This window comes from Dyella sp. S184 (assembly GCF_009766065.1).
GTDB lineage: Bacteria > Pseudomonadota > Gammaproteobacteria > Xanthomonadales > Rhodanobacteraceae > Rhodanobacter.
In genome coordinates this window covers 487,054-508,605 of record NZ_LMUE01000009.1, presented here as the reverse complement: position 1 = coordinate 508,605, position 21,552 = coordinate 487,054, and the positions used below count along the sequence as shown (strand labels likewise).

The window sequence follows — 21,552 nt, the reverse complement described above, 5'->3', positions numbered from 1 at the left end:
GCTTGATGAATACGGCAGCTGATCGAGAGGAGAACAAATATGGAATCGAGCGGATTCGCGCACTGGCTGGTCGTGGTAGTTGAACTCTGCACGGCGTTCGCGCTGCTGCTGCTGGCACTGGCGGTGATGGTGGTGCTGGTGACCTGGGTGGTGGATCGCAACCAGACCGGCAACGCGGTGCTGCGCAACTTCCCGGTGATTGGCCACTTCCGTTACTGGTTCCTGCATCTGGGCGAATTCTTCCGCCAGTATCTGTACTCCAGCGACCGCGAGGAGATGCCGTTCAATCGCGCGCAGCGCACCTGGGTGTACCGAGCAGCCAAGGACGTCGACAACACCAACGCGTTCGGCTCCAGCCGTGATTTGCGCGGCGAAGGCGTGCCGTTCTTCGTCAATGCACCGTTTCCGGATCTCGGCGTAGACCACGTCAAGCCGGTACCGGTTACGATCGGCCCATATGCGCGCGAGCCATACAGCCACGCGCCGTTCTTCAACATTTCGGCGATGAGTTTCGGCGCGCTGTCGGCGCCGGCGGTGCGCGCGCTGTCGCGCGGTGCGGCCAAGGCCGGCATCTGGATGGATACCGGTGAGGGCGGCCTGGCGCCGTATCACCTCGAAGGCGGCTGCGACATCATCTTCGAGATCGGCACCGCCAAGTACGGCGTGCGTACGCCTGACGGCAAGCTCGATGACGGCAAGCTGCTGGCGATCTGCGCGCACAAGCAGGTGAAGATGGTCAGCATCAAGCTGGGGCAAGGCGCCAAGCCGGGCATGGGCGGCCTGCTGCCCGGTGCCAAGGTGACCGCCGAGATCGCCGCGATCCGTGGCATCCCGGTGGGCGAAGATTCGCAGAGCCCGAATCGCCACCTCGACATCGGCAACGTGTCGCAATTGATGGACAGCATCACCCACATCCGCGAGCTCACCGGCAAGCCGGTGGGTTTCAAGGCGGTACTCGGTGGCGTGGAATGGATCGGCGAATTGTGCGACGAAATCCATCGGCGCGGCATCGAGAGCGCGCCGGATTTCATCATCGTCGACGGTTCCGAAGGCGGCACCGGCGCGGCGCCGCAGACACTGATGGAAGGTGTCGGTCTGCCGCTGCACGAAGCGCTGCCGGCCCTGCTCGACATGCTGATCGTCAAGGGTCTGCGCGAACGCATCAAGGTGGTCTGCTCGGGCAAGTGCATCACCGCCTACGACGTGGCATGGGCACTGTCGATCGGCGCGGACTTCGTCAATTCGGCGCGCGGCTTCATGTTGGCGCTTGGCTGCATCCAGTCACTGCAGTGCAACCGCAACACCTGCCCCACCGGCATCACCACGCAGAACCCGAAGCTGCAGCGCGGGCTGGTGGTGATGGACAAGAGCGAGCGCGTCTACCACTACGCCATGAACGTGATGAAGGAGGTCGGCATCATTGCGCACAGCTGTGGCGTCAGCGAACCGCGCGAACTCAATCGCGGGCATTGTCGTGTGGTCGGCGATGACGGCTTGTCGATTCCGCTGGAAAAGTTGTTTCCGTATCCTTCGGTGGCCAAGGTGACGGTTACAGCAAACTGATAAGAGCCCAAAGCCATGCGCCAGATGCAGGGCATGGCAACCCGGGCTACGACATCGCTACCCAGCCATCCATCGTGCGTATTTGCAGCGGCCTGAAGCGCCGCTTGTAATCCATCTTCGGATGGCCATCGATCCAGAAGCCGAGATACAGCCATGGCACGCCGCGACGATGGGCGAGTTCGACCTGCTGCAGGATGGCGTAGGTGCCGAGGCTGCGCGCGCTTTCGTCGGGATCGAAGAACGTATAGACGGCTGAAATGCCGTTGATGCAGATGTCGGTGACCGCCACCGCAAGCAGGCGACCATCCTGGTGCAGTTCCATGAACAGCGTGGGGCTCCACGGTGCGGTGAGGAATCGGCGGAAGTCGCTGGCTTCGGCATCATCCATGCCGCCGCCGGCATGGCGGCTCTGCAGGTAGCGTTCGTACAAGCCGTGGCGTTCGAGGTTGTAGCCGGGGATCGATTCGCTGACGACGAGGTCGGCATTGCGTTTCAGGCAGCGGCGCTGCGCGCGGTCCGGTTCGAAGTTCGCCACGTCGATGCGGCATGGCGTGCACGCGCGGCACTGCGGGCAGTGCGGGAAATACAGATGGCCACCGGCGCGGCGGAAGCCCCGTTCCAGCGCAGGCCCGTACAACTGGTCGAGCTGTGGCGCAGCCGGATCGATCACCAGGTTCTGCGCCGTGCGCTCGGCGTAGTAGCCGCACGCATGGGGCAGCGTCTGGAACAGGCGGACTTGGTCGGAGCGGCGCATGCCCCGATTCTATGCCTGCCGGGCGGCCCGGCACCATCGGGTGTTGGAACGCCCTAGACGACGTGCAGGTAGCGCAGTACCACCATGGCGAATGCCGCGAGCACGAGCAGCAGCACGATGCGGCGCACGCGGGCCACCGTGTGCTCGCGCCGCGCGGTCGGAGAGGGATTGCGCGCGGCAGCCAGTTCCTCGCCGTGGCGGATGATTGGCTCGATGCCGATCTCGCGCAACAGGGCACGCGCCTTGGTGTAGTCGTCGGCGCTGGTGATCCACACCTGCGCCCAGCTGTCGCGGTTGTCCTGCCGCTGCGAGTAGCTGAAGCGCTGCCACGTCGGGCGGTTGTAGTTGGATCGGTTGGACACAGAGGCCTCGATGCCGTGTTCAGCCATCAGGGCGACCACACGATCGATGTTTTCTTGGCGGGGTGAGGTATAGATCTGGCGCATATGCGCAGTTTACCCGGCTTGACAGGGCTTGATCCGCAGCACGCCGGTTCGTTTGGCGATCAGGGCTGGCGCAGGCGGATCAGCCCTTCCTGCGCTGTGGAGGCCACCAGCCGGCCATCACGGCTGAAGATCTGCCCGCGTGCCAGGCCGCGGCCACCTTGCGCGGTCGGGCTGTCGAACGAATACAGCAGCCATTCGTCGACGCGGAACGGGCGGTGGAACCACAGCGCATGGTCGAGGCTGGCCATCTGCACGTTGTGGGTGAGGTAGGAAATACCGTGCGGCAGCGTGGCAGTGCCGATCAGGTGGAAGTCCGACGCATACGCGAGCAGAGCGCGATGCAGGATCGCCGAGTCGCTTATCGGTGAGGTCAGCTTGAACCAGATGTGCTGGATTGGCGGCCGCTTGGCCGGGTGGCGCTCGTCGCGCGGCCACACCTGGCGGAATTCGAACGGGCCGTCGATGCCGAGCCAGCGCTGCAGCTTGACTGGCAATCGCGCCAGCTCGTTCGGCGGTAGTGGGTGTAGCGGCTCCACATCCTCCGGCGCCGGCACTTCCGGCATCGAGGTCTGGTGTTCGACGCCTTGCTCGGGGACCTGGAACGAGATCGAGCCATTCAGGATCGGCTGGCCGTGCTGGATCGCCACCACCCGCCGCGAGGAGAATGTGCCGCCATCGCGGGTGCGTTCCACGCTGTACACGATCGGCGCCTCGATATCGCCCGCGCGCAGGAAGTAGGCGTGCAGGGAGTGCGCCTCGCGCAGCGGATCCACCGTTTCCTGGGCTGCAGCCAGCGCCTGCCCAAGCACTTGGCCGCCGAATACGAAGCGGGTTCCGATGTCGCGACTCTGGCCGCGGAACAGGTTGTCTTCCAGCCGCTCGAGATGCAGCAGATCGACCAATTCGGTGACGTGGTTTGGCGACATGGGGGAAGCTCGTTGCGTTGGCGAAGGCGTGATTATACCGGCCGCCGGTCGGGGCCTAGTGCGTACCGATCCGCTTCAGCCCACTCCCTTCCAGCACCTCAGTCCACGGAAACAGCGGGCCGGGATCGAGCTTGCGATGGATTTCATGCGCAGGGTCGTCGCTGGCCGGCATCAGCGCGGTATCCAGATCCTCGTGCCCGGCGATCTGCTGCAGGCTCGGGAAATCCTGGCGCAGCTGGGCCAGCAGGGCGCGCAGCGCGCTGATCTGGGCGGCGGTGTACGGCTCGGTCATCTGTTGATGCCGCGAGTCCCACCAGTGCGGATAGCGGCCCAAGTTGACCAGCTCGATGCCGATCGAGTTCGGGTTGTGGCCGCGCACGTGATTCGCTGCGCGGGTGCCGGGAACATAGCGAAAAACCGCGCCGTCGCGGTCGATGTAGTAGTGGCCACTGTTGCCGCTGCCGTTGTCGTACAGCGCTTTCTCGCCGTATTCGCGGGCGGTGGCCAAGTCCGGCAGCTCGGTGCAGTGGATCACCACCAGTTCGACGGCGCTGGCAGGGCGCTCGGGCAGATGGGTGACGTAAGGCAGCGGCTGGTCGTGAATAGTCGGTGGCATCGGCCAAGTTTCGCACGGGCCAAGGCCGGGCGCATGAGGCCGGTCGGAGAAGGCCGCCTGTTACCATGCCCGCCTTGGCTTTTCGAAGTTTTCATGGAGACCGCCATGCGCGGCCAGATCATTCTCTCGCACGGCTCGGATTCCGGCCCGGACGCCACGAAGGTCAGCATGCTGGCCGCACTGGCCGAATCGCTGGGCTGGCGCACGCAACGACCGGATTACCGTGCCGACGACGCGCGCGGCCATGCCGGCTCGGTGGCGCCACGGATCGCCCGCCTGCGCGCCACTATCGAGGCGCTGGATGTACCGCCGTTGCTGGTGGGTTCCAGCATGGGCGCGTTCGTGTCCGGACTGGCGTCGCTGGATGTACCGGTGGCTGGCCTGCTGCTGCTGGCTACGCCGAGCGAAATTCCCGGCTATGCGCGCGCATTCGACTTGCGCCGTGGCGTGCCCACGCTGCTGATCCATGGCTGGCGTGACGAGGTCTGCCCGCTGGCAGGCGTGCATGCGTTTGCCGGCCAGCGCCGCCTGCCGATGCTGGTGCTGGATGACGACCATCGGCTGGGTGCCTGCATGGACGTGATCGCCGCGCAGTTCCGGCACATGCTTGATCAACGGGCGAACGTCGCATGAGCCACTATTTCGCCACCTGCCCGAAGGGGCTGGAATATCTGTTGCGCGACGAACTGATCGCGATCGGCGCCAGCGACGTCCGTGAGGCGCTGGCCGGCGCGCATTTCTCCGGCACGCTGGAAACTGCCTATCGCGCCTGCCTATGGTCACGGCTGGCCAGCCGCATCCTGTTGCCGCTGGCCGAGTTCGATGCGGCCGATGACGATGCGTTGTATCGCGGCGTGCAGGATATCGACTGGAGCCAGCATCTGGCCGCGCATGCCACCTTCGCGGTGGATGCGGGTACCGCGATGAGCAAGCTCACCCATAGCCAGTTCATCGGCTTGCGGGCGAAGGATGCGGTGGTCGACCAGTTCCGCCAGCGCGACGGCAACCGGCCGGGCATCGACACCGACGAGCCGGACATCCGCATCAACCTGCGTCTGCGCCGCGATCGTGCGACCGTGTCGCTCGATCTGGCCGGTTCGCCGTTGCACCGCAGAGGCTGGCGTGAAGTGCAGGGTGAGGCACCGCTGAAGGAGAACCTCGCCGCTGCGATGCTGCTGCGTGCACGCTGGCCCGAGGTGTATGCCGCCGGCGGTGCGCTGCTTGACCCGATGTGCGGTTCCGGCACCTTGCTGATCGAAGGTGCCTTGATGGCGGCCGACGTGGCGCCGGGCCTGCACCGCGAGTATTTCGGTTTCCTCGGTTGGCAGCAGCACGACATCGCGTTGTGGCGCGGTCTACTGGATGAGGCGAACCAGCGCGCCGAAACGGGCTTGCGCGGCCTGCGCAGCGTGTTCTTCGGCAGCGACGCTGATCCGCGCATGGTGCAGACAGCCAAGCGCAATGCTCAGGAAGCCGGTGTATCCGGTTTCTTTACGCTGGACCGGCAGGATGTGACGCACGCCGCGCCACCGCCCGGCATCGACTACGGCCTGGTCATCACCAATCCACCTTACGGCGAGCGGCTGGGCGAGCGCGCCGAAATGCCGAAGCTCTATCGTGCCGTGGGCGACGCTCTGCGCGCGCGTTTCACCGGCTGGCGTGCTGCCGTGCTGGCCGGCGACGTGGAGCTGGGCCGCGCCATGCAGCTGCATGCGGACAAGCGTTATGCGTTGTACAACGGCGCACTGGAAACCGTGCTGCTGACGTTCGACCTGAGCAAGCGTGATGAAGCACCGCGCGATCCGAAGCCGCTGTCGGCCGGCGCGCAGATGCTGAAGAACCGGCTGGAGAAAAACCTCAAGCACCTGCGCAAGCGATTGACCCGCGAAGGCATCCATTGCTGGCGTGCCTACGATCAGGATCTGCCTGAGTACGCTGCCGCGATCGATGTCTACGGCGACACCGGTGGCGACGATCATCTGCACATCCAGGAATACCGCGCACCGGCCGACGTGCCCGCCGACATCGCGCGGCTGCGGCTGCGCGAAATCGCCCGCGTCGCCGGTGAAGTGCTGGGCGTGCCGCGCGAACGCATCGCGATCAAAACACGCGAGCGCGGCAAGGGCGGCTCCAAGTACGGCCAGCTCGATCAGCGCAACGAGTTCATCGAGGTGGACGAGGGCGGCCTGAAGTTCCTGGTCAACCTCACCGATTACCTCGACACCGGGCTGTTCCTCGATCACCGGCTGGTACGCGCGAAAGTGCGCGAGCTGGCCGATGGAAAGTGTTTCCTCAACCTGTTTGCCTATACCGCCACCGCCAGCGTGCACGCGGCGGCCGGCCGTGCGCTGGAAACCACCAGCGTGGATCTGTCCGCTACGTATCTCGAATGGGCCTCGCGCAATCTCGCGTTGAACGGCTTCAGCGGTTCGAGTCACCGGTTGATGCAGTTCGATGCGCTGGAATTCCTGCAGCGCGACCGTGGGCACTACGGGCTGATCTTTGTCGATCCGCCGACGTTCTCCAACTCCAAGCGTGCCGACGATTTCGACGTGCAGCGCGATCACGTGAAGCTGCTCGATGCCTGCAACGAGCGGCTGACCCGTGACGGCGTGATCGTGTTCTCCAACAACTTCCGTCGCTTCAAGCTCGACCGCGCGGAGCTGGAACAGCGTTATGAGATCGAGGACTGGACCGTGCCCAGCATCCCGTTCGATTTCGCCCGCCGGGCCGACATCCACGGCTGCTGGCTGCTTCGGCGGCGCAAACCTGACGCCGGGATTAACCCGTGGGACACCGCCCGCATTAAAAAATGAACCCTTCAGTCCACATTAAGCGCGGCGAGACGAGCATAGGCATTGTCTTAACGGAGAAGTGCCATGAGCAAACGTTTCAGTAATGCGGGCAAGCTGGCAGTCATCAGTCTGGCAGTCGCGGCAGCAGTGGCCATGCCACTCAGCGCGTCGGCTCGCGGCTGGGGCGGCTATGGTTATCGCGGTGGCTACCATGGTTATTACCATGGCGGTGGCTACTGGAGTGGCGGTCGCTGGATTGCCGGCGCACTTGTTACCGGTGCGGTAGTGGGGCTGGTGGCCAATGCCCTGGCGCCACCGCCGGTGTATTACGCGCCACAGGTGGTTTATGCGCAGCCGGGCGTGGTCTACGCCCAGCCGGGTGTGGTCTATCAGAACGCCCCGCCGGTCGTCTATAACACTGCGCCGCCGGCGCGTTACGTCCGCGACGACGGTTATTACAGCAACTGATCCCGCCACAAGGTGGTAATCAAGAGAGCCCGGCTTGCCGGGCTCTTTTTTTGCTGTGCACCATGGGCTGGGGGAGCGAGTGGCCTTTCGTGTGGGTCGTTCGTGATTGCGATCAAACGTCATCTGCGTATCACACGATTTGAACGATAGGCAGGGCATGCTGCCGGCCATGTTTTTGAACGATCCACGCCGCAAGGCATCCCGTGTTGCGACCATGCTGTCAGCCGTGTCGTGGTGGCATTGATGGCGAAGGGACAGTTGTCTGCGCCATCAAGCATCGCCGTGCGATTCCGGCAGGTGCGGCAGCGAACCCTCGATCTGTGCAGCGGTTTGAGCGCCGAGGATCTGCTGGTGCAGTCGATGCCGGATGCCAGTCCCGGCAAATGGCATCTGGCGCATACCAGCTGGTTCTTCGAGCAGTTCGTACTGGGCTACGACCCAGCCTACCGACCGCGCGAGCCGGCGTGGCACTACCTGTTCAATTCCTATTACGAATCGGTGGGTCCGATGCATGCGCGGCCGCAACGCGGCCTGCTGTCGCGGCCCTCGCTGGATGAAGTCTACGGGTACCGGCATTACGTCGACGACGCGGTAATTGGATTGCTGGCCGGCAATGACGATGCCGAGCTGGCTGCACTGGTCGAACTGGGGCTGCAGCACGAGCAACAGCACCAGGAGCTGCTGCTGACCGACATCAAGCATGCGTTCTGGTGCAATCCGTTGCAGCCAGCGTATCGGGCACTCCCGGCTGCGGCGATGAATGCGAAAGCGGTGCCGCTACGCTTTGTCGATGGACGCGAAGGCATCGTCGAGATCGGTCATCGTGGTGAGGGTTTTGCATTCGACAATGAAACCCCGCGTCACCGCACGCTGCTGTCGCCGCACGCACTGGCCAACCGGCTGGTGACCAATGCCGAGTACGCGGCCTTCGTGTGCGAAGGTGGTTACCGCGAACCCGGCCTGTGGCTCTCCGATGGCTGGGCCATGGTGCAGCGCGAGGGCTGGCAGCATCCGTTGTACTGGCAGGCTGATCTGGCCAGCGAATTCAACTTGGCCGGCGTGCGTGCGCTCGATCCGCATGAACCGGTGTGCCATCTGAGCTATTACGAAGCCGAGGCCTTCGCCCGCTGGGCCGGTGCGCGGCTGCCGACCGAAGCCGAGTGGGAGTCGGCAGCGCAAGGCATGGCAGTTGCTGGCAACCTTCAAGATGAGCAGCGCTTCCAGCCACGTGCGGCGACAGACACTGGCGGTTTGCTGCAGCTGTATGGCGACGTATGGGAATGGACCGCCTCGCCCTATGTCAGCTATCCGGGCTTTCGTCCGCTGCCCGGCTCGCTGGGCGAATACAACGGTAAATTCATGAATGGCCAGTGGGTGCTCCGTGGTGGCTCCTGCGTCACCCCGCGCAGTCACATCCGCGCCAGTTACCGCAATTTTTTTCCACCCCATGCCCGCTGGCAGTTTGCCGGGCTACGACTGGGACAGGACCGATGAGCAGTGTGCAACCTTGTGGCGTCAGCGACGATGATCGTCGCCCGCCGGTAAACGATTTGCTGGAGATCGCCCAGCGTGGGCTCGCGCTCAAGCCCAAGCGGCTGCCGTCGTGGCTGTTCTACGACGAGCGCGGCTCTGCCCTGTTCGAGCAGATCTGCGAGCAGCCAGAGTATTACCTCACCCGCTGCGAAATCGCGCTGATGGCCGAACACGCCGACAACATCGCCGACACCCTCGGCAGTGACGTGCGGCTGGTCGAATACGGCAGCGGCAACGCGCAGAAGACCAGCATGCTGCTGCAGCACTTGCATGCGCCGGTCGCCTATGTGCCGGTGGAAATTTCCCCCGAACCCTTGCGGCAGAGTATCCAGCGCCTGACGGCGGAGTTTCCGCAGCTGCCGCTGCAGCCGCTGTGCGCTGACTTCAGCAAGCCGCTGCGGTTGCCTATCCCGCCGCGCGCGCCGCGGCGCACAGTGGTTTATTTTCCTGGCTCGACCATCGGCAATTTCGAGAACCGCGAAGCAGCGGTGCTGTTACGCAAGATGCGTAACGAGATGGGTGATGCCGGCGGCATCCTGATCGGGGTGGATCTGAAGAAGGATATGACGCTGATCGAGGCTGCCTATAACGATCGCGCTGGGATCACGGCGGCATTCACCCTCAACATGCTGACCCGGCTGAATCGCGAGATCGGCAGCAATTTCGAATTGTCGGCATTTGCGCATCGGGCACACTACAACCCGATGGCCGGGCGCATCGAGACGCATATCGTCAGTCGCCGCGAGCAGCAGGTGAAGGTCGGACGCGTGAACGTGTCGTTCCGCGAAGACGAAGCTATCCAGGTCGAATACAGCTGCAAATATTCGCTGGCCGATTTCGCTGGATTGGCCGCCAAGGCCGGCCTGGCGGTGCTGCGCGTATGGACCGATCCCGCGCGGATGTTCAGCCTGCAGTATCTGGTGCGTGCCAGCGCGGTGGCGCGCTGAGTAGCTTCGTGGGCCGGGGCGTGCCTTGCGGCAGCCCCGGCAGAAGGCGTTACTTGGCGTCGTACAACGCGCGAACGTCGGCGGTCAGGGCAGCCTGGCTGTCGGTGCGTGCGTAGAACATGTGCCCGCCCGGATATTCCTTCACCTGCACGCGGGTGGGGTCACCCATCGCCGGCATCTGGTCGACGATCAGCACCGAGGCCATGAACGGGCAGGACAGGTCGTCCCAGCCGTGGCCGATCAATACGCGTAGGCCGGGGTCGTTGGCGACCGCTTCGCGCAGTTGCGATACCGAGCCCTTGTTGGCGTCGTCGTCCTCATGCCACAACTTGTTCACCTCGTAGCTCAACGCGTTGTAACGACCTTCGTATTTCCAGCCCACCGTCTGGGTGACGAAGTTGACCATCGCGCTGGTGGTCGGCGCGATGATGCCGTTGAGGATCGGGTCGCCGGTCTCCTGGTGCGGTGCATAAGGGAACGGGTCCCATGCGGTGACGTTGGAATCGTAGCGGCTGCCCAGCCGGCCTTCGGCACGGTAGACCTCGCGCAGATAGGCTTGGGTTTCCAATCGGCCACCGGAACGCTTCACGAACAGCGGATCGAGCCCGGTCAGTTCGGTGACCTTGCTCACCACGCGATCGGTTGCCTGCGGATCGGCGCGACCCTTCATCAGGTCGCTGGCATATGCGCTGCGCGTGTAGTCGATGATCGAGCCCATCGCTTCCGGGGTCAGTTTGTGCTCGCGTTCCAGATGAGCAGCGGCGATCGAGGGCAGCGTGAGCATCCACGGCAGCGGCGAGACGTTTTCGTCGTCGGATGCTGCCGGATCGAGATACGGCGACAACAGCACCACGCCGTTCATCGCCACGCCGAGCTGGGTTTGCAGGTAATCGGTGATACGCGGGCCGCGGAAGCCACCATAGCTCTCGCCGACCAGGTATTTGCGCGAGGTCATGCGGCCGTTCTTGACCAGCCAGTCGTAGACGATGCGCGAGAGGTACTTGATGTCGTTGTCGGTGCTGTAGAACTGCTTGGTCGCTTCCTTGTCATCCACCAGCGCACGGCTGAAGCCGGTGCCGACCGGATCGATGAACACCAGGTCGGTGAAGCCCAGCCAGGTGCCGGGGTTGTCGTGCAGCGTCGCTGGATCGGAGGGGTTGTCACCCTCGACGCCGAAGTTCACCTTCTTCGGGCCGATCGCACCGAGGTTCAGGTACACCGACGAAGCGCCAGGGCCGCCGTTGAGCGCGAACGTCACCGGCCGGTCCTTGCCGGCCATGGTGTAGGCAGTGAACACCACCTCGCCGGTGATGTTGCCCTTCTCGTCGCGCACCGGCAGCGAGCCCACGGTGACGGTGTATTTCAATGTCCTGCCATCCACCGTCGCGGATTGCGACACGTGCGCGTCGGCCGGGAATGGTGGCAGGTGAAAGCCGTCTTTGTTGGCCTCGTCCTGTGCCGGCGGCGGCTTGTGAGCGTCGGCCGCCCATGCCGAGGTATTGAATCCGGCAACGATCAGGGTTGCCAGCAGGGCGGTTTGCAGGGACTTGCGCACGGATCGGTTCCTCGCGGGGAAAGATCCAAGCCTAACCGGCTGCGTCGCGCCGGGAGTGTGCAGAAAGGCATGGGTCGCACTGATTCAAACCTGCGTCAGCGCCGCCTGGACGAACTGCTCCAGCTGCGCCGCGTTCAACGCACCAGATTGCCGCGCAACCTCGCGTCCCTGGTGGAACATGATCAGGGTGGGGATGCTGCGGATGTCGAAGCGCTGCGCCAGTTGCGGTTGCGCCTCGGTGTCGAGCTTGGCCAGCCGCAGGCGTGGCTCGAACCTGCTGGTGGCTTGCACGAACACCGGTGCAAAGCCGACGCATGGCCCGCACCACGGTGCCCAGAAATCCACCAGTACCGGGATGTCGCCGCGACCGGTGATCGCGTCAAAATTCGCTGCAGTCATCTCGGCCGGATGCCCGTCGAACAGTGCCTGCTTGCAGCGTCCGCAGGCAGGCTTCTCGCTGACGCGTTCGGCCGGTACACGGTTGAGTGCACCGCAATGCGGACAGGGTATGGTCAGTGGTGTACTCATGGCAGACTCCGGCAAGGGATGGGCATACAGCACCATGATCGACAAGATGGCGGCGGCGGTTCGCAAATCCAAGCCGACTGCAGGTAGTCGAAGCCGTTGAACATGAAGAAACAGTTTCGCAAATTCAGTGCGCCCACCTCAGGCCTGCCATGGCGTGGCCTGATCACGCTCGGCATGTGTTGGACGTTGCCGAACACCTTGCTTGGGCTGCTGTCTGGGCTCATCGGCCTCGCGTTCGGAGCGCGCATGCGCTGGCACAGGTGCGAACTGGCGGTGGTGGTGCGTTGCTGGCCGTGGGGTGCGGGTGGCGCGCTGACCCTCGGCAACGTGATCCTGCATACCGGCGAGCGGCTGGACATCGCTTGCCATACCTATGCGCATCGCGCCGGACGCGGTATCGAACTACCGGTGTCACTGGCCGATCACGAGCGCGCCCATGTCTACCAGTACATGCTGCTCGGTCCACTGTTCCTGCCGCTGTACCTGCTAAGCGGCGGCGTCAGCGTGCGCAATCCGTTCGAGCGTGCCGCGGACCGCTATGCGCAGTCAGGACATGGCTGGTGGCCATGGTCGCGCCATGCGACGCTGTCACAGGAAGATCGGTAGCGTGGCCAGCACCAGCACACCGCCTTATTGCAGCGATTCATGCCGGTGCCGAATAAGTGCCCGCGAGCTGTAGACCAGTACGCCCGAACGGCCGTGCGCCGATCGTCATGCGTGCTCGCGATACGCGCGGCGCAGCAGTTCGTGGAAGTGATGTACTGCGTTCTCGCGCAGCGGATTCAGTCGGCCGGCTTCATACGAACCGGAAGCAAGGCCGCGCTGCACGTCCTGGCACATCGTCACGTCCTCTTGCTGCACCTCGTCGCTGAAGGCGAGGTCCCGCGTGCGGCGCGCTTGTCCGGCAGCACTCGAATCCGGCGCATAGTAGAAGTCGAACTCGACGCGGCAATGATCCACGCCCAATGGCAATACACGGTTGGTCTGCAGGCGTCCGGGCAGGATATTGAGCATCGCGTTCGGATACAGGAAGTAGTACAGCGCCTCGCCGCTGCCATAGAGATCGTCGCCGCTTTCCAGTGGACTGAACTGGAACGAATACCACTCGGCGGTCTCGGTGATATAGCTGCGGTAATCCAGCAGGCTGTTCAGGCCTGGATGGATATGCGGCACGTGGTAACCCTCCAGGTAGTTGTCCACGTACACCTTCCAGTTACATGCCACGTCGTAGCTGGAACGATGATGGAACTCGAAGCCGGCCAGCGAGCGCTCCGGGCCCAGCCGCGCATTGATGCCGGCGACAAAATTCTCGAACGCAGGCGCGTCGCCGGTAGCGACAAACACCAGGCCCTGCCACACCTGTACACGCACCTCCGGCAATCGGATCGTGGCGGGATCGAAGTCCGGTGTACGCCCCATTTCCGGTGCACCACGAAGCATGCCGTCCAGTCCGTAGGTCCAGCCGTGGTAGCGGCAGCGCAGTGAGGTTGCGCCACGGCCATCGCAGCTGGCGATCGGCCCGGCGCGGTGCCGGCACACGTTGTGAAAGGCACGGATCGTGGTTTCGTCGCTGCGCACGACCAGCAGCGGCAATCCGGCAATGGCGGTGACGACATGATCGCCCACGCCGCTGAGCTGCGATTGATGGCACACCAGCTGCCAGCTGCGTGCGAACACCGCCGAAGCATCAAGTACCGGCACCTGCGGATCGGTGTAGTAGCGTGCCGGCAGCGCCAGTGCGTGATCGAGCGGTTGTGTGGCAAGCACGTCGGGAGAAAACAGGTCAGCCATGGGCAACGCTCCGCTCAGATGCGATGCCGGAGTATTGACCGTCGATCAGTCCACGGGAAGGGGTGCTAGGTCGTAGTTAGCAGGTACTCCGACGTGCTCAGCGGAGTTCGATAGCCCATGTCCAGCAACTGGCAGGGCTGAATGATGCTCGATCATCCAGCCCTGCGTCATGCTTTGCCTGCTCGTGCGATCAGCGATCAATGACCGCCGTTGTCGTCATGATCGTTGTGCTCGGCGGGTTTGGCTGCGGGACGTGCCTGCGCTCGCTGCTGTGTCTGAGCAGGGGTTGCCGCACGGTTGCCAGCTGGATACACGCCGGGCGTGGGAGCATGCTCCGGTGGCCTGCCAGCCTGTGCCGGATATCCCGGACTCACCGGCCCCAGATGCCCTGGCCGCTGATACCCAGGATTTCCGTTGGGTCCATGCCATTGACCCGGGCCACCCGGCATCGGCCGCGGCGGTGGGCGGTGCGGCATGGGGCGGTTGTACCAGCTTGCGCGATCGCCATAGAACGGCCGGCCGCGATAGTAGTTGTCCCAGTAGGCACCGATCGAAAAGGCGACGATCGGAATGCCGATCTCCGCGCCGTACTCAGGTAGCAGCACGGGCTGGTCCTGGTAATCGTACTGAATGAAATTGCCGGCGATCCAGCCGCGGCTGCCGTCATTGTCATTGATGACATCGCACCATTCCCAGCCATCGGTGCAGCCCTGCACGTTGACTGCGGTGCCGGCGGGAAGCTGGTCAACGAGCGGGTAACCTGGATCGGGACCGGCACGCAAATTGACGTTGCCGGTGACATAGCCATCCGCCGCATACGCGAGCATGGGGATGGCCAGGGACAGTGCGAGGGCAGACCACACCAGACGTTTCATGCGGACGATCTCCAGCGGTTGGTTGGATTACGCCCGCAGTATATGCGTACGCCTATGTGGCGGTGCCATGGGCGAATCGCTGGCAGGTCATGTCCGGTACAGCGCCGGTATACCGCCGGTACAGCTCAGCCCGTCGTCCGTGCCACGAAGCGCAACGCCACCGAGTTCATGCAATAGCGCAGACCGGTCGGCTGCGGGCCGTCGTCGAACACGTGGCCGAGGTGGCTGTCGCAGCCGGCGCAGCTGATCGCGGTGCGATCCATGCCGAAGCTGCTGTCGTTGCGTTGTACCACGTTGCGTGCCGCGATCGGTTGCCAGAAGCTGGGCCAGCCGGTGCCGGAGTCGAATTCGGTTGCTGCGTCGTACAGTGCGGTAGCGCAGCCAGCACAGCGGAACAGGCCAATCCCGAGCTTTTCATGCGGACCGCTGAAGGCCATTTCGGTACCGTCGCGACGCATCACGTCGAAGGCCGCCGGTGACAGCCGCTGGCGCCATTGCGCTTCGGTCAGCACCAGCTTCGGCACCTGGCGTGGGCCGAGGTCGCGCCCGTTGTCGGCAAAGATTTCCAGCAGCACGTTGCCGGGCTTGCCGACTGGCATGTTGTCAGCGGCGAACAGGCGCGGGATGACCAGGCTGCCGCCGGCCACCAGCAGTGCGCCCCCGGTGAGCGCGGTGCGCAGGAAACGGCGGCGATCCATCGCGAGGGTTTCATCAAGACGTGACATGACAACCTCCTTGGAGATATTTGTGGATGAGAAGGATCAGCCGAACGTGAAGGCGTACGCCTGCACACCGGGATCGAGGAAGGTGATCTGGAACAGCCGTTCGCCGCTGCCGTTGGCTTGCCGCACCAGCTGGTACAGGCGCTGCGCGCTGACGGTGCCGTTGCCGTCGGCGTCGGTATCCATGCCGTGGTCGGCGCCGGGTGCTTTGCCGTCGATGGTGACGCGGAAGCGGATCGGCTTGCCATCGCTGCCCGGGCCGAGCACCAGGTGCAGGTCGCGGCCGCGGAAGCGGTAGACGATGCTGCCACCGGCGTTTTCCAGCTGTGCGCTTTCGCCGTGTACATTCCAGTGGCCATCCAGCGACCATTGATCCGCCGCAAATGTGCTGGGTGCGTGGTAATCCGCGTCGTCGTCACGCGTCACCTTGCCACCGACGAAATTCTGCGCGCGTGTATAGCCGACATAGGTTTCCGGCGAGCGGATGGGGTCGTTCGATGCGGTGGCCTCGACGCCATGATGGTCGTCGCTGACGTAACCATCGGGTAGATCCTTCTGGCCGGCCGCGGTCAGCAGCTGGCGGATGACGTCCTCGCTTTCCTGATAACCGCCTTCGCCAAAGTGGTGGTGACGGATCTGCCCTTGCGCGTCGATGAAGTAATGCGCCGGCCAATATTCGTTGTGGAAGCCCTGCCAGATCGCGTAGTCGTTATCCAGCGCGACCGGGTAGTCGACGCCGAGATCCTTGACCGCCTTGGTGACATTGGCCGGATCCTTCTCGAACGCGAACTCCGGTGCATGCACGCCGATCACTACCAGGCCGTGATCCTTGTACTTGTCGGCCCAGCCACGCACATACGGCAGCGAGCGGATGCAGTTGATGCAGGAGTACGTCCAGAAGTCGACCAACACTACCTTGCCGCGCAGCGATTCGGTCGTCAGCGGTGGACTGTTGATCCATTGTGTGGCGCCAGCCAGCGACGGCATCTGGCCTTCCACCGGCAACGGGTCGCCGGCTTTCAGCACGGGTTCTGGTGCCGGTGCCGGGCGTACGGCATTGATCAGCTTCTGTTCGATGCCACCGGTGCTGGCCAGCGAGACGCGGGTAAGCAGGCCGGTATCAAGCCCCAGCGCGATGCAGGCCACGCCGGCGAGCACCATCACGCCGAGTACGCGGCGCACCCATTCGCCGGCACCCAGCGAGCGCTTCATCAACGCGAACACCTTGCCGCCAATCAATAGCGCCAGCCCAAGCGAGGTCGCCGCGCCACCTGCATAGGTCAGCAGCAACAGGGTGGTCTGTACGCTGGCACCGTTCAGCGCCGCGCCGGTCAGCAGCAGGCCGAGGATCGGCCCGGCGCACGGCGCCCACAGCAAGCCGGTGGCGACACCGAGGCCGGCAGCTGACCAGATCGAATCGCCATCGCCGGCCGAACGCTGCGACAGCCGGTTGCCCAGCGCCACGAAGGGGCGGGTGATCCATTCAGCCAGATGGGTCGACAGCAGGGTCAGGCCGAGGAAGGCCAGCACCACCAGCGCGATGATGCGGCCGTACTGGTTCGCGTGCACGGCCCAGCCTCCACCGAGCGCGGCCAGCGTGGCCACCGCGGCAAACGTGATCGCCATGCCCACCAGCATCGGCAGGCCGTTGCGCATGAACGGCCGGTCGGAGCGGGCAAACACGAACGGCAGCACCGGCAGGATGCAGGGACTGAGGATGGTCAGTACGCCGCCGAGGTAGGCGAGGATCAACACGAGCATGAAAGCGTCATCCGTTGGGAGGTGTATGGCTATTCGCGGACAGTTTGGCTGCGGTTACCTCTGAGGGTGCCGGTAACACGTGCCTCGCGATGAATAAATACGAAGTAACTCCTGCGCGAGATGCAGCGAATGCCTGATTTAAGAGTTCCCGATCTGGAGCGGCCATGCCGCAAGCCTTGACCGCAACCGGCTTCATGAGTCTAGATAGTGGCCTTAGCCCGTGGGCGAGTGCCGGTCAGTCCGTGTCAGTCGATGTTGCCGCAGCCAACGATAGCGAATCGCCCGACCAGCGTCGGGCGGCGTGGATGGCCGCGGCCCAGGCGGGTGACCGGCGTGCCTACGAAAGGGTGCTGGCCGATTCGGTGGCGCTGATTCGCGCAGCGGCACGTCGGCAGGGCGTGGCGCAGGATCATCTCGATGACGTGGTGCAGGAAACCCTGATCACCGTGCATCGCGTGCGCCATACCTACGATCCGACGCGCTCGTACGATGCGTGGCTCAGCGCGATCGCCAGCCGTCGTGCGATCGATGCGCTGCGCAGTCGCGGTCGGCGTGACAGCCGCGAGGTGCATGATGAATTCGCACTGGATCACCACCCCGATGTCGACGATGCCAGCGCTGCCGTAGAAAGCGAGCAACGGGCGCAGCGCCTGCGTGCGGCGATCGCCGAGTTGCCGCCGGGCCAGCGTGAAGCGGTGGAACAGCTTGGCCTGCGCGAGCGCTCGCTGGGCGAAGCAGCCGAACTCACCGGGCGTAACACCGGTGCGTTGAAAGTGAACCTACATCGCGCGCTGAAGGCGCTGCGCGATCGTTTTCATGGAGAATCTTGAACACCATGTCCGACCCGCGATCGCATGAGGCCTTGATCGACCAGCTCGGCACCGAGCTGGTGCCGGTGCGGCGTCTGTTGCCGCCGTGGTTGCGCACCGCCGGCTGGCTGCTGGTCGTGGCGGCGATCGCGGCGGTACTGCTGATGCATTACGGCGCGGACCCGATGTTGCGGCGCTGGGCTGGCACACCTGATCTCGGCTGGGCTGGCATGGGTGCAGTGATTACCGCGATCACGGCGGCGTGGGCTGCTTTTGCCTTGGGCGTGCCCGGGCGCCCGGCGGCCTGGGCGTGGTTGCCACTGCCGGGCGCCTTGCTGTGGATCGGCGCCAGCGGCCTCGGGTGCCTGCGCATACACGTGCGCGATTTGATCGCTCCGGGCACCCAGCTCGCCACCATGCATCAGTCCGCCGACTGCCTGGTCTTCATCATCAGCTTCTCGGTGCCGCTGTCCGCGCTGCTGATCCTGCTGCTGCGCCGTGCCTGTCCGCTGCGGCCGGTGCTCACTGCCGTAATGATCGGGTTGGCCAGCGCTGCCGCCTCGGCCAGCCTGCTGGAGATCTGCCATTCATACGATGCGGCCGCGACTGATCTGCTGACGCACGCGCTGGCGGTGGCCGTGGTGGTCGCCGTCAATGCCGCGATGGGCGGCCGGCTGCTTTCAAGAGCCTGATTTCAGGAGCTTGGCAATTCAGTCGCGGAAGTTGTCGAACTGTAGAGGCAGCTCGACCTCCGCCTTGCGCAGCACCGCCATCGCATCCTGCAGGTCGTCGCGCTTCTTGCCGGTGACGCGCAGCTTGTCGCCGTTGATCTGCGCCTCGACCTTTAGCTTGGCGGCCTTCAACGAAGCGACCAACTTCTTCGCCACCGGCTGCTCGATGCCCTGCTTCACGGTGATCTTCTGCCGCGACCCACCCAGGTTGGTTTCCGGATCGCCGACGTCCAGCGCACGGGTGTCGATCTTCCGTGCGATCAGCCGGGCGCGCAGGATGTCCAGCATCTGCTGCAGCTGGAACTCGCTGGGGGCGCTCTGGGTGATGACGAACTCGTCCAGCGCGAACGACGCGTCCTGACCCTTGAAGTCGAAGCGGGTGGTCAACTCGCGGTTGGCCTGGTCGACTGCATTGGTCAGTTCGTGCTTGTCGACTTCGGAAATCACGTCAAAGGAGGGCATGGTGGCGGCTCGATGGGAAGCGGAGTGGGAAGTGTAAGCGATGCATCTGGGCGATAATGCCGCGCTTCTCTCTCCGTCATCCCGGCTTGCGCCGGGATGACGAGCAAAAGCAAAGCGGCGTAACCATGGTGAGTTCTTGAAAACGGACGTGTTGATCATCGGTGCCGGCGCCGCCGGGCTGATGTGCGCGATCGCCGCGGGCCAGCGTGGGCGCCGCGTGCTGGTGGTCGATCACGCCAACAAGGTCGGCAAGAAGATCCTGATGTCCGGCGGTGGTCGTTGCAATTTCACCAACACCGGCGGGACGCCGGCGAACTACCTCTCGGCCAATCCTCATTTCGCCAAGTCCGCACTGGCGCGCTATACCCCGGCCGATTTCATCGCGCTGGTCGAGAAACACCGCATCGCCTACCACGAGAAGGAGCTCGGCCAGCTGTTCTGCGACGACTCGTCCAAGCAGATCGTGCGCATGCTGCTGGACGAATGCGCTGCCGCCGGCGTCACGGTGGAAGCGAACTGTGGTGTGCGGCGCGTGCGCAAGACTCCGGAGGGTTTCAGCGTGTTCACCGCGCACGGTGAAGTGCATGCCGAGTCGCTGGTGATCGCCAGTGGTGGCCTGTCGATTCCCAGCATGGGCGCCAGCGGTTTCGGTTACGAGCTGGCACGCCAGTTTGGTCATGCCGTGCTGCCCACCCGCGCCGGGCTGGTGCCGCTGACCTTGAGCGGCAAGCATCAGGAGCATTACCAGGACCTGGCCGGAGTAGCGCTGCCAGCAGTGGAAACACGCGTGGGGAAACAGAGTTTCCGTGCCGGCCTGTTGTTCACTCATCGCGGTATCAGCGGTCCAGCCATCCTGCAGGTCTCCTCGTACTGGCAGCCAGGCGACGATCTGCGCATTGATCTGTTGCCAGATATGGACGTCGGCCCTTACCTGGTAGAGCAACGCACGGCGCGGCCGTTGGCTGAGCTGAAAACCGTGCTCGGCGAGGTATTGCCGAAACGACTGGCGCAGCGATTGTGCGAGCAGTGGTTCGAGAGTCGTCCAATGCGTCAGTACCGTGAAGCCGAGCTGGGACAAATCGGTGCGCAGCTCAACGCGTGGCCGATCACCGCCAGCGGCACCGAAGGCTATCGCACCGCCGAAGTCACTCTGGGCGGCGTCGACACCGACGGGCTGTCCTCCAGCACGATGCAGTCGAAGCTGGTGCCAGGGCTATATTTCATCGGCGAAGTGGTCGACGTTACCGGCTGGCTTGGCGGCTATAACTTCCAGTGGGCGTGGGCCTCTGGGCAGGCGGCGGGTGAGGTGGTTTAGTTTTCGCTTTCGCACGTCATGAACGCGGCACATGTTTCACTGCGCCCCAGTCGATGATGAGGGAATCTGTATGAAGGTCGGATTTATTGGTCTCGGTTCGATGGGTGGCGCGATGGCCAGCAACCTGCTGGCGGCTGGGCACACGCTGACCGTGTGGAACCGCTCCGTCGCGGCCACCGAGCCGCTGGCATCGCTAGGTGCAAAAGTCGCTAGCACGGCGGATCGGGCCGCACAGGGCGATGTGCTGTGCAGCATGCTGGCTAATGATCAGGCGGTGCGCGAGGTCTTCCTTGACGGCGGCCTGCTGGATGCGATGGATCCCGGCACCGTGCATGTGAATCACGCGACGATCTCGGTGGCACTGGTGAAGCAGCTCGCAGAGGAACATGCGAAGCGCGGGCTGGAGTATGTGGCCGCACCGGTATTCGGGCGTCCGGACATGGCCGCTGCACCCAGGTTGAATATTCTTGTGGCCGGCAAGCCGGCCGCGGTCGAACGCGTGCGGCCGCTGCTGGAGGCAATGGGCAGCAAGCTATGGCCATTGGGCGATGCGCCGGAACGCGCCAATGTGGCGAAGATTGCCGGCAACTTCATGCTGGCCGCAGCGATCGAGAGCATGGCCGAGGCGACTGCGTTGACCCGTGCGCATGGCGTCAGCGCCGCGGACTTCCTCGAGGTGATGACAAACACCTTGTTCGCCGCACCGGCGTACCAGGGTTACGGCAAATTGATCGCCGAGCAGCGCTTCAAGCCGGCCGGATTTACGTTACCGCTGGGCCTGAAGGATGTCGAGCTTGCGCTGACGGCAGGTTCGGCGGCACGCGTGCCGCTGCCATTCGCCGGCGTGCTGCGCGACAGCCTGCTGGAAGCGCTGGCCATGGGCGATGCGGAGCTGGACTGGTCAGCACTGGCGCTGGTGGCTGCGCGTCGCGCACATCTGGACGAGCGCGTGTAG

22 protein-coding genes are annotated in these 21,552 nt (G+C 64.2%); 11 read left to right on the top strand and 11 right to left on the bottom strand.

From position 1 onward, the window contains the following. Nucleotides 1–39: 39 nt before the first annotated feature. Nucleotides 40–1,563 (top strand): FMN-binding glutamate synthase family protein, encoded by a 1,524-nt coding sequence (locus tag GSQ75_RS14530; protein ID WP_158755569.1) that lies wholly within the window; start codon nt 40–42, stop codon nt 1,561–1,563. Nucleotides 1,564–1,609: 46 nt separating this feature from the next. Here the strand turns inward: GSQ75_RS14530 and GSQ75_RS14525 are convergent, their stop codons facing one another. From GSQ75_RS14525 to GSQ75_RS14510, 4 genes are read right to left on the bottom strand one after another with little or no spacing between them, the layout of a single operon-like run. Then, the gene (locus tag GSQ75_RS14525) at nt 1,610–2,317 is read right to left on the bottom strand and encodes an arginyltransferase (RefSeq protein WP_158755568.1); all 708 of its coding nucleotides are present in this window, start codon (nt 2,315–2,317) and stop codon (nt 1,610–1,612) included. Nucleotides 2,318–2,370: 53 nt separating this feature from the next. After that, nucleotides 2,371–2,763 carry a hypothetical protein gene (locus tag GSQ75_RS14520; RefSeq protein ID WP_158755567.1) on the bottom strand — a complete coding sequence of 131 codons (393 nt, stop codon included), beginning with the start codon at nt 2,761–2,763 and terminating at the stop codon, nt 2,371–2,373. 59 nt (nt 2,764–2,822) lie between these two features. Then, entirely contained in the window at nt 2,823–3,689 is an 867-nt protein-coding gene (locus tag GSQ75_RS14515) for an acyl-CoA thioesterase II (RefSeq protein WP_158755566.1), read from the bottom strand. A 55-nt stretch (nt 3,690–3,744) separates the two neighbouring features. Next, complete coding sequence (locus GSQ75_RS14510; RefSeq protein WP_158755565.1) at nt 3,745–4,305, bottom strand: N-acetylmuramoyl-L-alanine amidase; 561 nt, start codon at nt 4,303–4,305, stop codon at nt 3,745–3,747. A gap of 105 nt (nt 4,306–4,410) precedes the next feature. Between GSQ75_RS14510 and GSQ75_RS14505 the strand changes: the two genes are divergently transcribed. The 5 genes from GSQ75_RS14505 to egtD all read left to right on the top strand — a co-directional run bounded on the left by GSQ75_RS14505 (nt 4,411) and on the right by egtD (nt 10,048). After that, nucleotides 4,411–4,938, top strand: a complete 528-nt coding sequence (locus GSQ75_RS14505; RefSeq protein WP_158755564.1) for an alpha/beta hydrolase — start codon at nt 4,411–4,413, stop codon at nt 4,936–4,938. After that, a complete protein-coding gene (gene rlmKL / locus GSQ75_RS14500) occupies nt 4,935–7,121 on the top strand; it encodes a bifunctional 23S rRNA (guanine(2069)-N(7))-methyltransferase RlmK/23S rRNA (guanine(2445)-N(2))-methyltransferase RlmL (protein WP_158755563.1) in 2,187 nt (728 codons plus the stop codon). Before GSQ75_RS14505 ends, rlmKL begins: the two co-directional genes overlap by 4 nt. A 63-nt stretch (nt 7,122–7,184) precedes the next feature. Beyond that, nucleotides 7,185–7,568 carry a hypothetical protein gene (locus GSQ75_RS14495; RefSeq protein ID WP_158755562.1) on the top strand — a complete coding sequence of 128 codons (384 nt, stop codon included), beginning with the start codon at nt 7,185–7,187 and terminating at the stop codon, nt 7,566–7,568. A 243-nt stretch (nt 7,569–7,811) separates the two neighbouring features. Continuing rightward, complete coding sequence (egtB, locus tag GSQ75_RS14490) at nt 7,812–9,062, top strand: ergothioneine biosynthesis protein EgtB (protein ID WP_158755561.1); 1,251 nt, start codon at nt 7,812–7,814, stop codon at nt 9,060–9,062. Further along, nucleotides 9,059–10,048 carry an L-histidine N(alpha)-methyltransferase gene (gene egtD, locus GSQ75_RS14485; protein WP_158755560.1) on the top strand — a complete coding sequence of 330 codons (990 nt, stop codon included), beginning with the start codon at nt 9,059–9,061 and terminating at the stop codon, nt 10,046–10,048. Before egtB ends, egtD begins: the two co-directional genes overlap by 4 nt. A gap of 49 nt (nt 10,049–10,097) precedes the next feature. Here the strand turns inward: egtD and GSQ75_RS14480 are convergent, their stop codons facing one another. Both GSQ75_RS14480 and trxC read right to left on the bottom strand, forming a co-directional pair. Further along, entirely contained in the window at nt 10,098–11,603 is a 1,506-nt protein-coding gene (locus GSQ75_RS14480; RefSeq protein ID WP_158755559.1) for a peptidase S10, read from the bottom strand. A gap of 84 nt (nt 11,604–11,687) precedes the next feature. After that, nucleotides 11,688–12,131 (bottom strand): thioredoxin TrxC, encoded by a 444-nt coding sequence (trxC, locus tag GSQ75_RS14475; RefSeq protein ID WP_158755558.1) that lies wholly within the window; start codon nt 12,129–12,131, stop codon nt 11,688–11,690. 174 nt (nt 12,132–12,305) lie between these two features. On the opposite strand from trxC, the gene GSQ75_RS14470 reads away from it, so the two are divergent. Then, a complete protein-coding gene (locus GSQ75_RS14470) occupies nt 12,306–12,737 on the top strand; it encodes a hypothetical protein (protein WP_158755790.1) in 432 nt (143 codons plus the stop codon). Between the two features lie 105 nt (nt 12,738–12,842). On the opposite strand, the gene GSQ75_RS14465 is transcribed toward GSQ75_RS14470, so the two are convergent. The 4 genes from GSQ75_RS14465 to GSQ75_RS14450 form a co-directional block, all read right to left on the bottom strand. Further along, on the bottom strand, nt 12,843–13,922 hold the full coding sequence (locus GSQ75_RS14465; RefSeq protein ID WP_158755557.1) for an aromatic ring-hydroxylating dioxygenase subunit alpha: 1,080 nt from the start codon (nt 13,920–13,922) through the stop codon (nt 12,843–12,845). Between the two features lie 197 nt (nt 13,923–14,119). Further along, entirely contained in the window at nt 14,120–14,797 is a 678-nt protein-coding gene (locus tag GSQ75_RS14460) for an SH3 domain-containing protein (protein ID WP_158755556.1), read from the bottom strand. A 125-nt stretch (nt 14,798–14,922) separates the two neighbouring features. Beyond that, complete coding sequence (msrB, locus tag GSQ75_RS14455; RefSeq protein WP_158755555.1) at nt 14,923–15,522, bottom strand: peptide-methionine (R)-S-oxide reductase MsrB; 600 nt, start codon at nt 15,520–15,522, stop codon at nt 14,923–14,925. A gap of 36 nt (nt 15,523–15,558) precedes the next feature. Beyond that, nucleotides 15,559–17,280, bottom strand: coding sequence for a cytochrome c biogenesis protein DipZ (locus GSQ75_RS14450; protein ID WP_158755554.1), 1,722 nt, complete (start codon nt 17,278–17,280; stop codon nt 15,559–15,561). 164 nt (nt 17,281–17,444) lie between these two features. Here GSQ75_RS14450 and GSQ75_RS14445 point away from each other — a divergent pair, with 164 nt between their 5' ends. Together GSQ75_RS14445 and GSQ75_RS14440 are read left to right on the top strand one after the other, a co-directional pair. Continuing rightward, nucleotides 17,445–18,110 carry a sigma-70 family RNA polymerase sigma factor gene (locus GSQ75_RS14445; RefSeq protein WP_158755553.1) on the top strand — a complete coding sequence of 222 codons (666 nt, stop codon included), beginning with the start codon at nt 17,445–17,447 and terminating at the stop codon, nt 18,108–18,110. A 5-nt stretch (nt 18,111–18,115) separates the two neighbouring features. Next, on the top strand, nt 18,116–18,781 hold the full coding sequence (locus tag GSQ75_RS14440; RefSeq protein ID WP_158755552.1) for an NrsF family protein: 666 nt from the start codon (nt 18,116–18,118) through the stop codon (nt 18,779–18,781). Between the two features lie 18 nt (nt 18,782–18,799). On the opposite strand, the gene GSQ75_RS14435 is transcribed toward GSQ75_RS14440, so the two are convergent. Continuing rightward, entirely contained in the window at nt 18,800–19,282 is a 483-nt protein-coding gene (locus GSQ75_RS14435) for a YajQ family cyclic di-GMP-binding protein (RefSeq protein WP_158755551.1), read from the bottom strand. A gap of 136 nt (nt 19,283–19,418) precedes the next feature. Between GSQ75_RS14435 and GSQ75_RS14430 the strand changes: the two genes are divergently transcribed. Then, the gene (locus GSQ75_RS14430; protein WP_158755550.1) at nt 19,419–20,597 is read left to right on the top strand and encodes an NAD(P)/FAD-dependent oxidoreductase; all 1,179 of its coding nucleotides are present in this window, start codon (nt 19,419–19,421) and stop codon (nt 20,595–20,597) included. A gap of 70 nt (nt 20,598–20,667) precedes the next feature. Next, on the top strand, nt 20,668–21,552 hold the full coding sequence (locus tag GSQ75_RS14425) for an NAD(P)-dependent oxidoreductase (protein WP_158755549.1): 885 nt from the start codon (nt 20,668–20,670) through the stop codon (nt 21,550–21,552).

Coding starts and splice junctions, on each gene's coding strand:
- GSQ75_RS14505 (WP_158755564.1), top strand. CDS start 4,411: ATGCGCGGCCAGATCATTCTCTCGCACGGCTCGGATTCCGGCCCGGAC.
- GSQ75_RS14470 (WP_158755790.1), top strand. CDS start 12,306: ATGTGTTGGACGTTGCCGAACACCTTGCTTGGGCTGCTGTCTGGGCTC.
- GSQ75_RS14520 (WP_158755567.1), bottom strand. CDS start 2,763: ATGCGCCAGATCTATACCTCACCCCGCCAAGAAAACATCGATCGTGTG.
- GSQ75_RS14425 (WP_158755549.1), top strand. CDS start 20,668: ATGAAGGTCGGATTTATTGGTCTCGGTTCGATGGGTGGCGCGATGGCC.
- egtD (WP_158755560.1), top strand. CDS start 9,059: ATGAGCAGTGTGCAACCTTGTGGCGTCAGCGACGATGATCGTCGCCCG.
- GSQ75_RS14495 (WP_158755562.1), top strand. CDS start 7,185: ATGAGCAAACGTTTCAGTAATGCGGGCAAGCTGGCAGTCATCAGTCTG.
- GSQ75_RS14530 (WP_158755569.1), top strand. CDS start 40: ATGGAATCGAGCGGATTCGCGCACTGGCTGGTCGTGGTAGTTGAACTC.
- GSQ75_RS14450 (WP_158755554.1), bottom strand. CDS start 17,280: ATGCTCGTGTTGATCCTCGCCTACCTCGGCGGCGTACTGACCATCCTC.
- GSQ75_RS14440 (WP_158755552.1), top strand. CDS start 18,116: ATGTCCGACCCGCGATCGCATGAGGCCTTGATCGACCAGCTCGGCACC.
- GSQ75_RS14435 (WP_158755551.1), bottom strand. CDS start 19,282: ATGCCCTCCTTTGACGTGATTTCCGAAGTCGACAAGCACGAACTGACC.
- GSQ75_RS14460 (WP_158755556.1), bottom strand. CDS start 14,797: ATGAAACGTCTGGTGTGGTCTGCCCTCGCACTGTCCCTGGCCATCCCC.
- trxC (WP_158755558.1), bottom strand. CDS start 12,131: ATGAGTACACCACTGACCATACCCTGTCCGCATTGCGGTGCACTCAAC.
- GSQ75_RS14465 (WP_158755557.1), bottom strand. CDS start 13,922: ATGGCTGACCTGTTTTCTCCCGACGTGCTTGCCACACAACCGCTCGAT.
- rlmKL (WP_158755563.1), top strand. CDS start 4,935: ATGAGCCACTATTTCGCCACCTGCCCGAAGGGGCTGGAATATCTGTTG.
- egtB (WP_158755561.1), top strand. CDS start 7,812: ATGGCGAAGGGACAGTTGTCTGCGCCATCAAGCATCGCCGTGCGATTC.
- GSQ75_RS14515 (WP_158755566.1), bottom strand. CDS start 3,689: ATGTCGCCAAACCACGTCACCGAATTGGTCGATCTGCTGCATCTCGAG.
- msrB (WP_158755555.1), bottom strand. CDS start 15,522: ATGTCACGTCTTGATGAAACCCTCGCGATGGATCGCCGCCGTTTCCTG.
- GSQ75_RS14510 (WP_158755565.1), bottom strand. CDS start 4,305: ATGCCACCGACTATTCACGACCAGCCGCTGCCTTACGTCACCCATCTG.
- GSQ75_RS14445 (WP_158755553.1), top strand. CDS start 17,445: ATGCCGCAAGCCTTGACCGCAACCGGCTTCATGAGTCTAGATAGTGGC.
- GSQ75_RS14525 (WP_158755568.1), bottom strand. CDS start 2,317: ATGCGCCGCTCCGACCAAGTCCGCCTGTTCCAGACGCTGCCCCATGCG.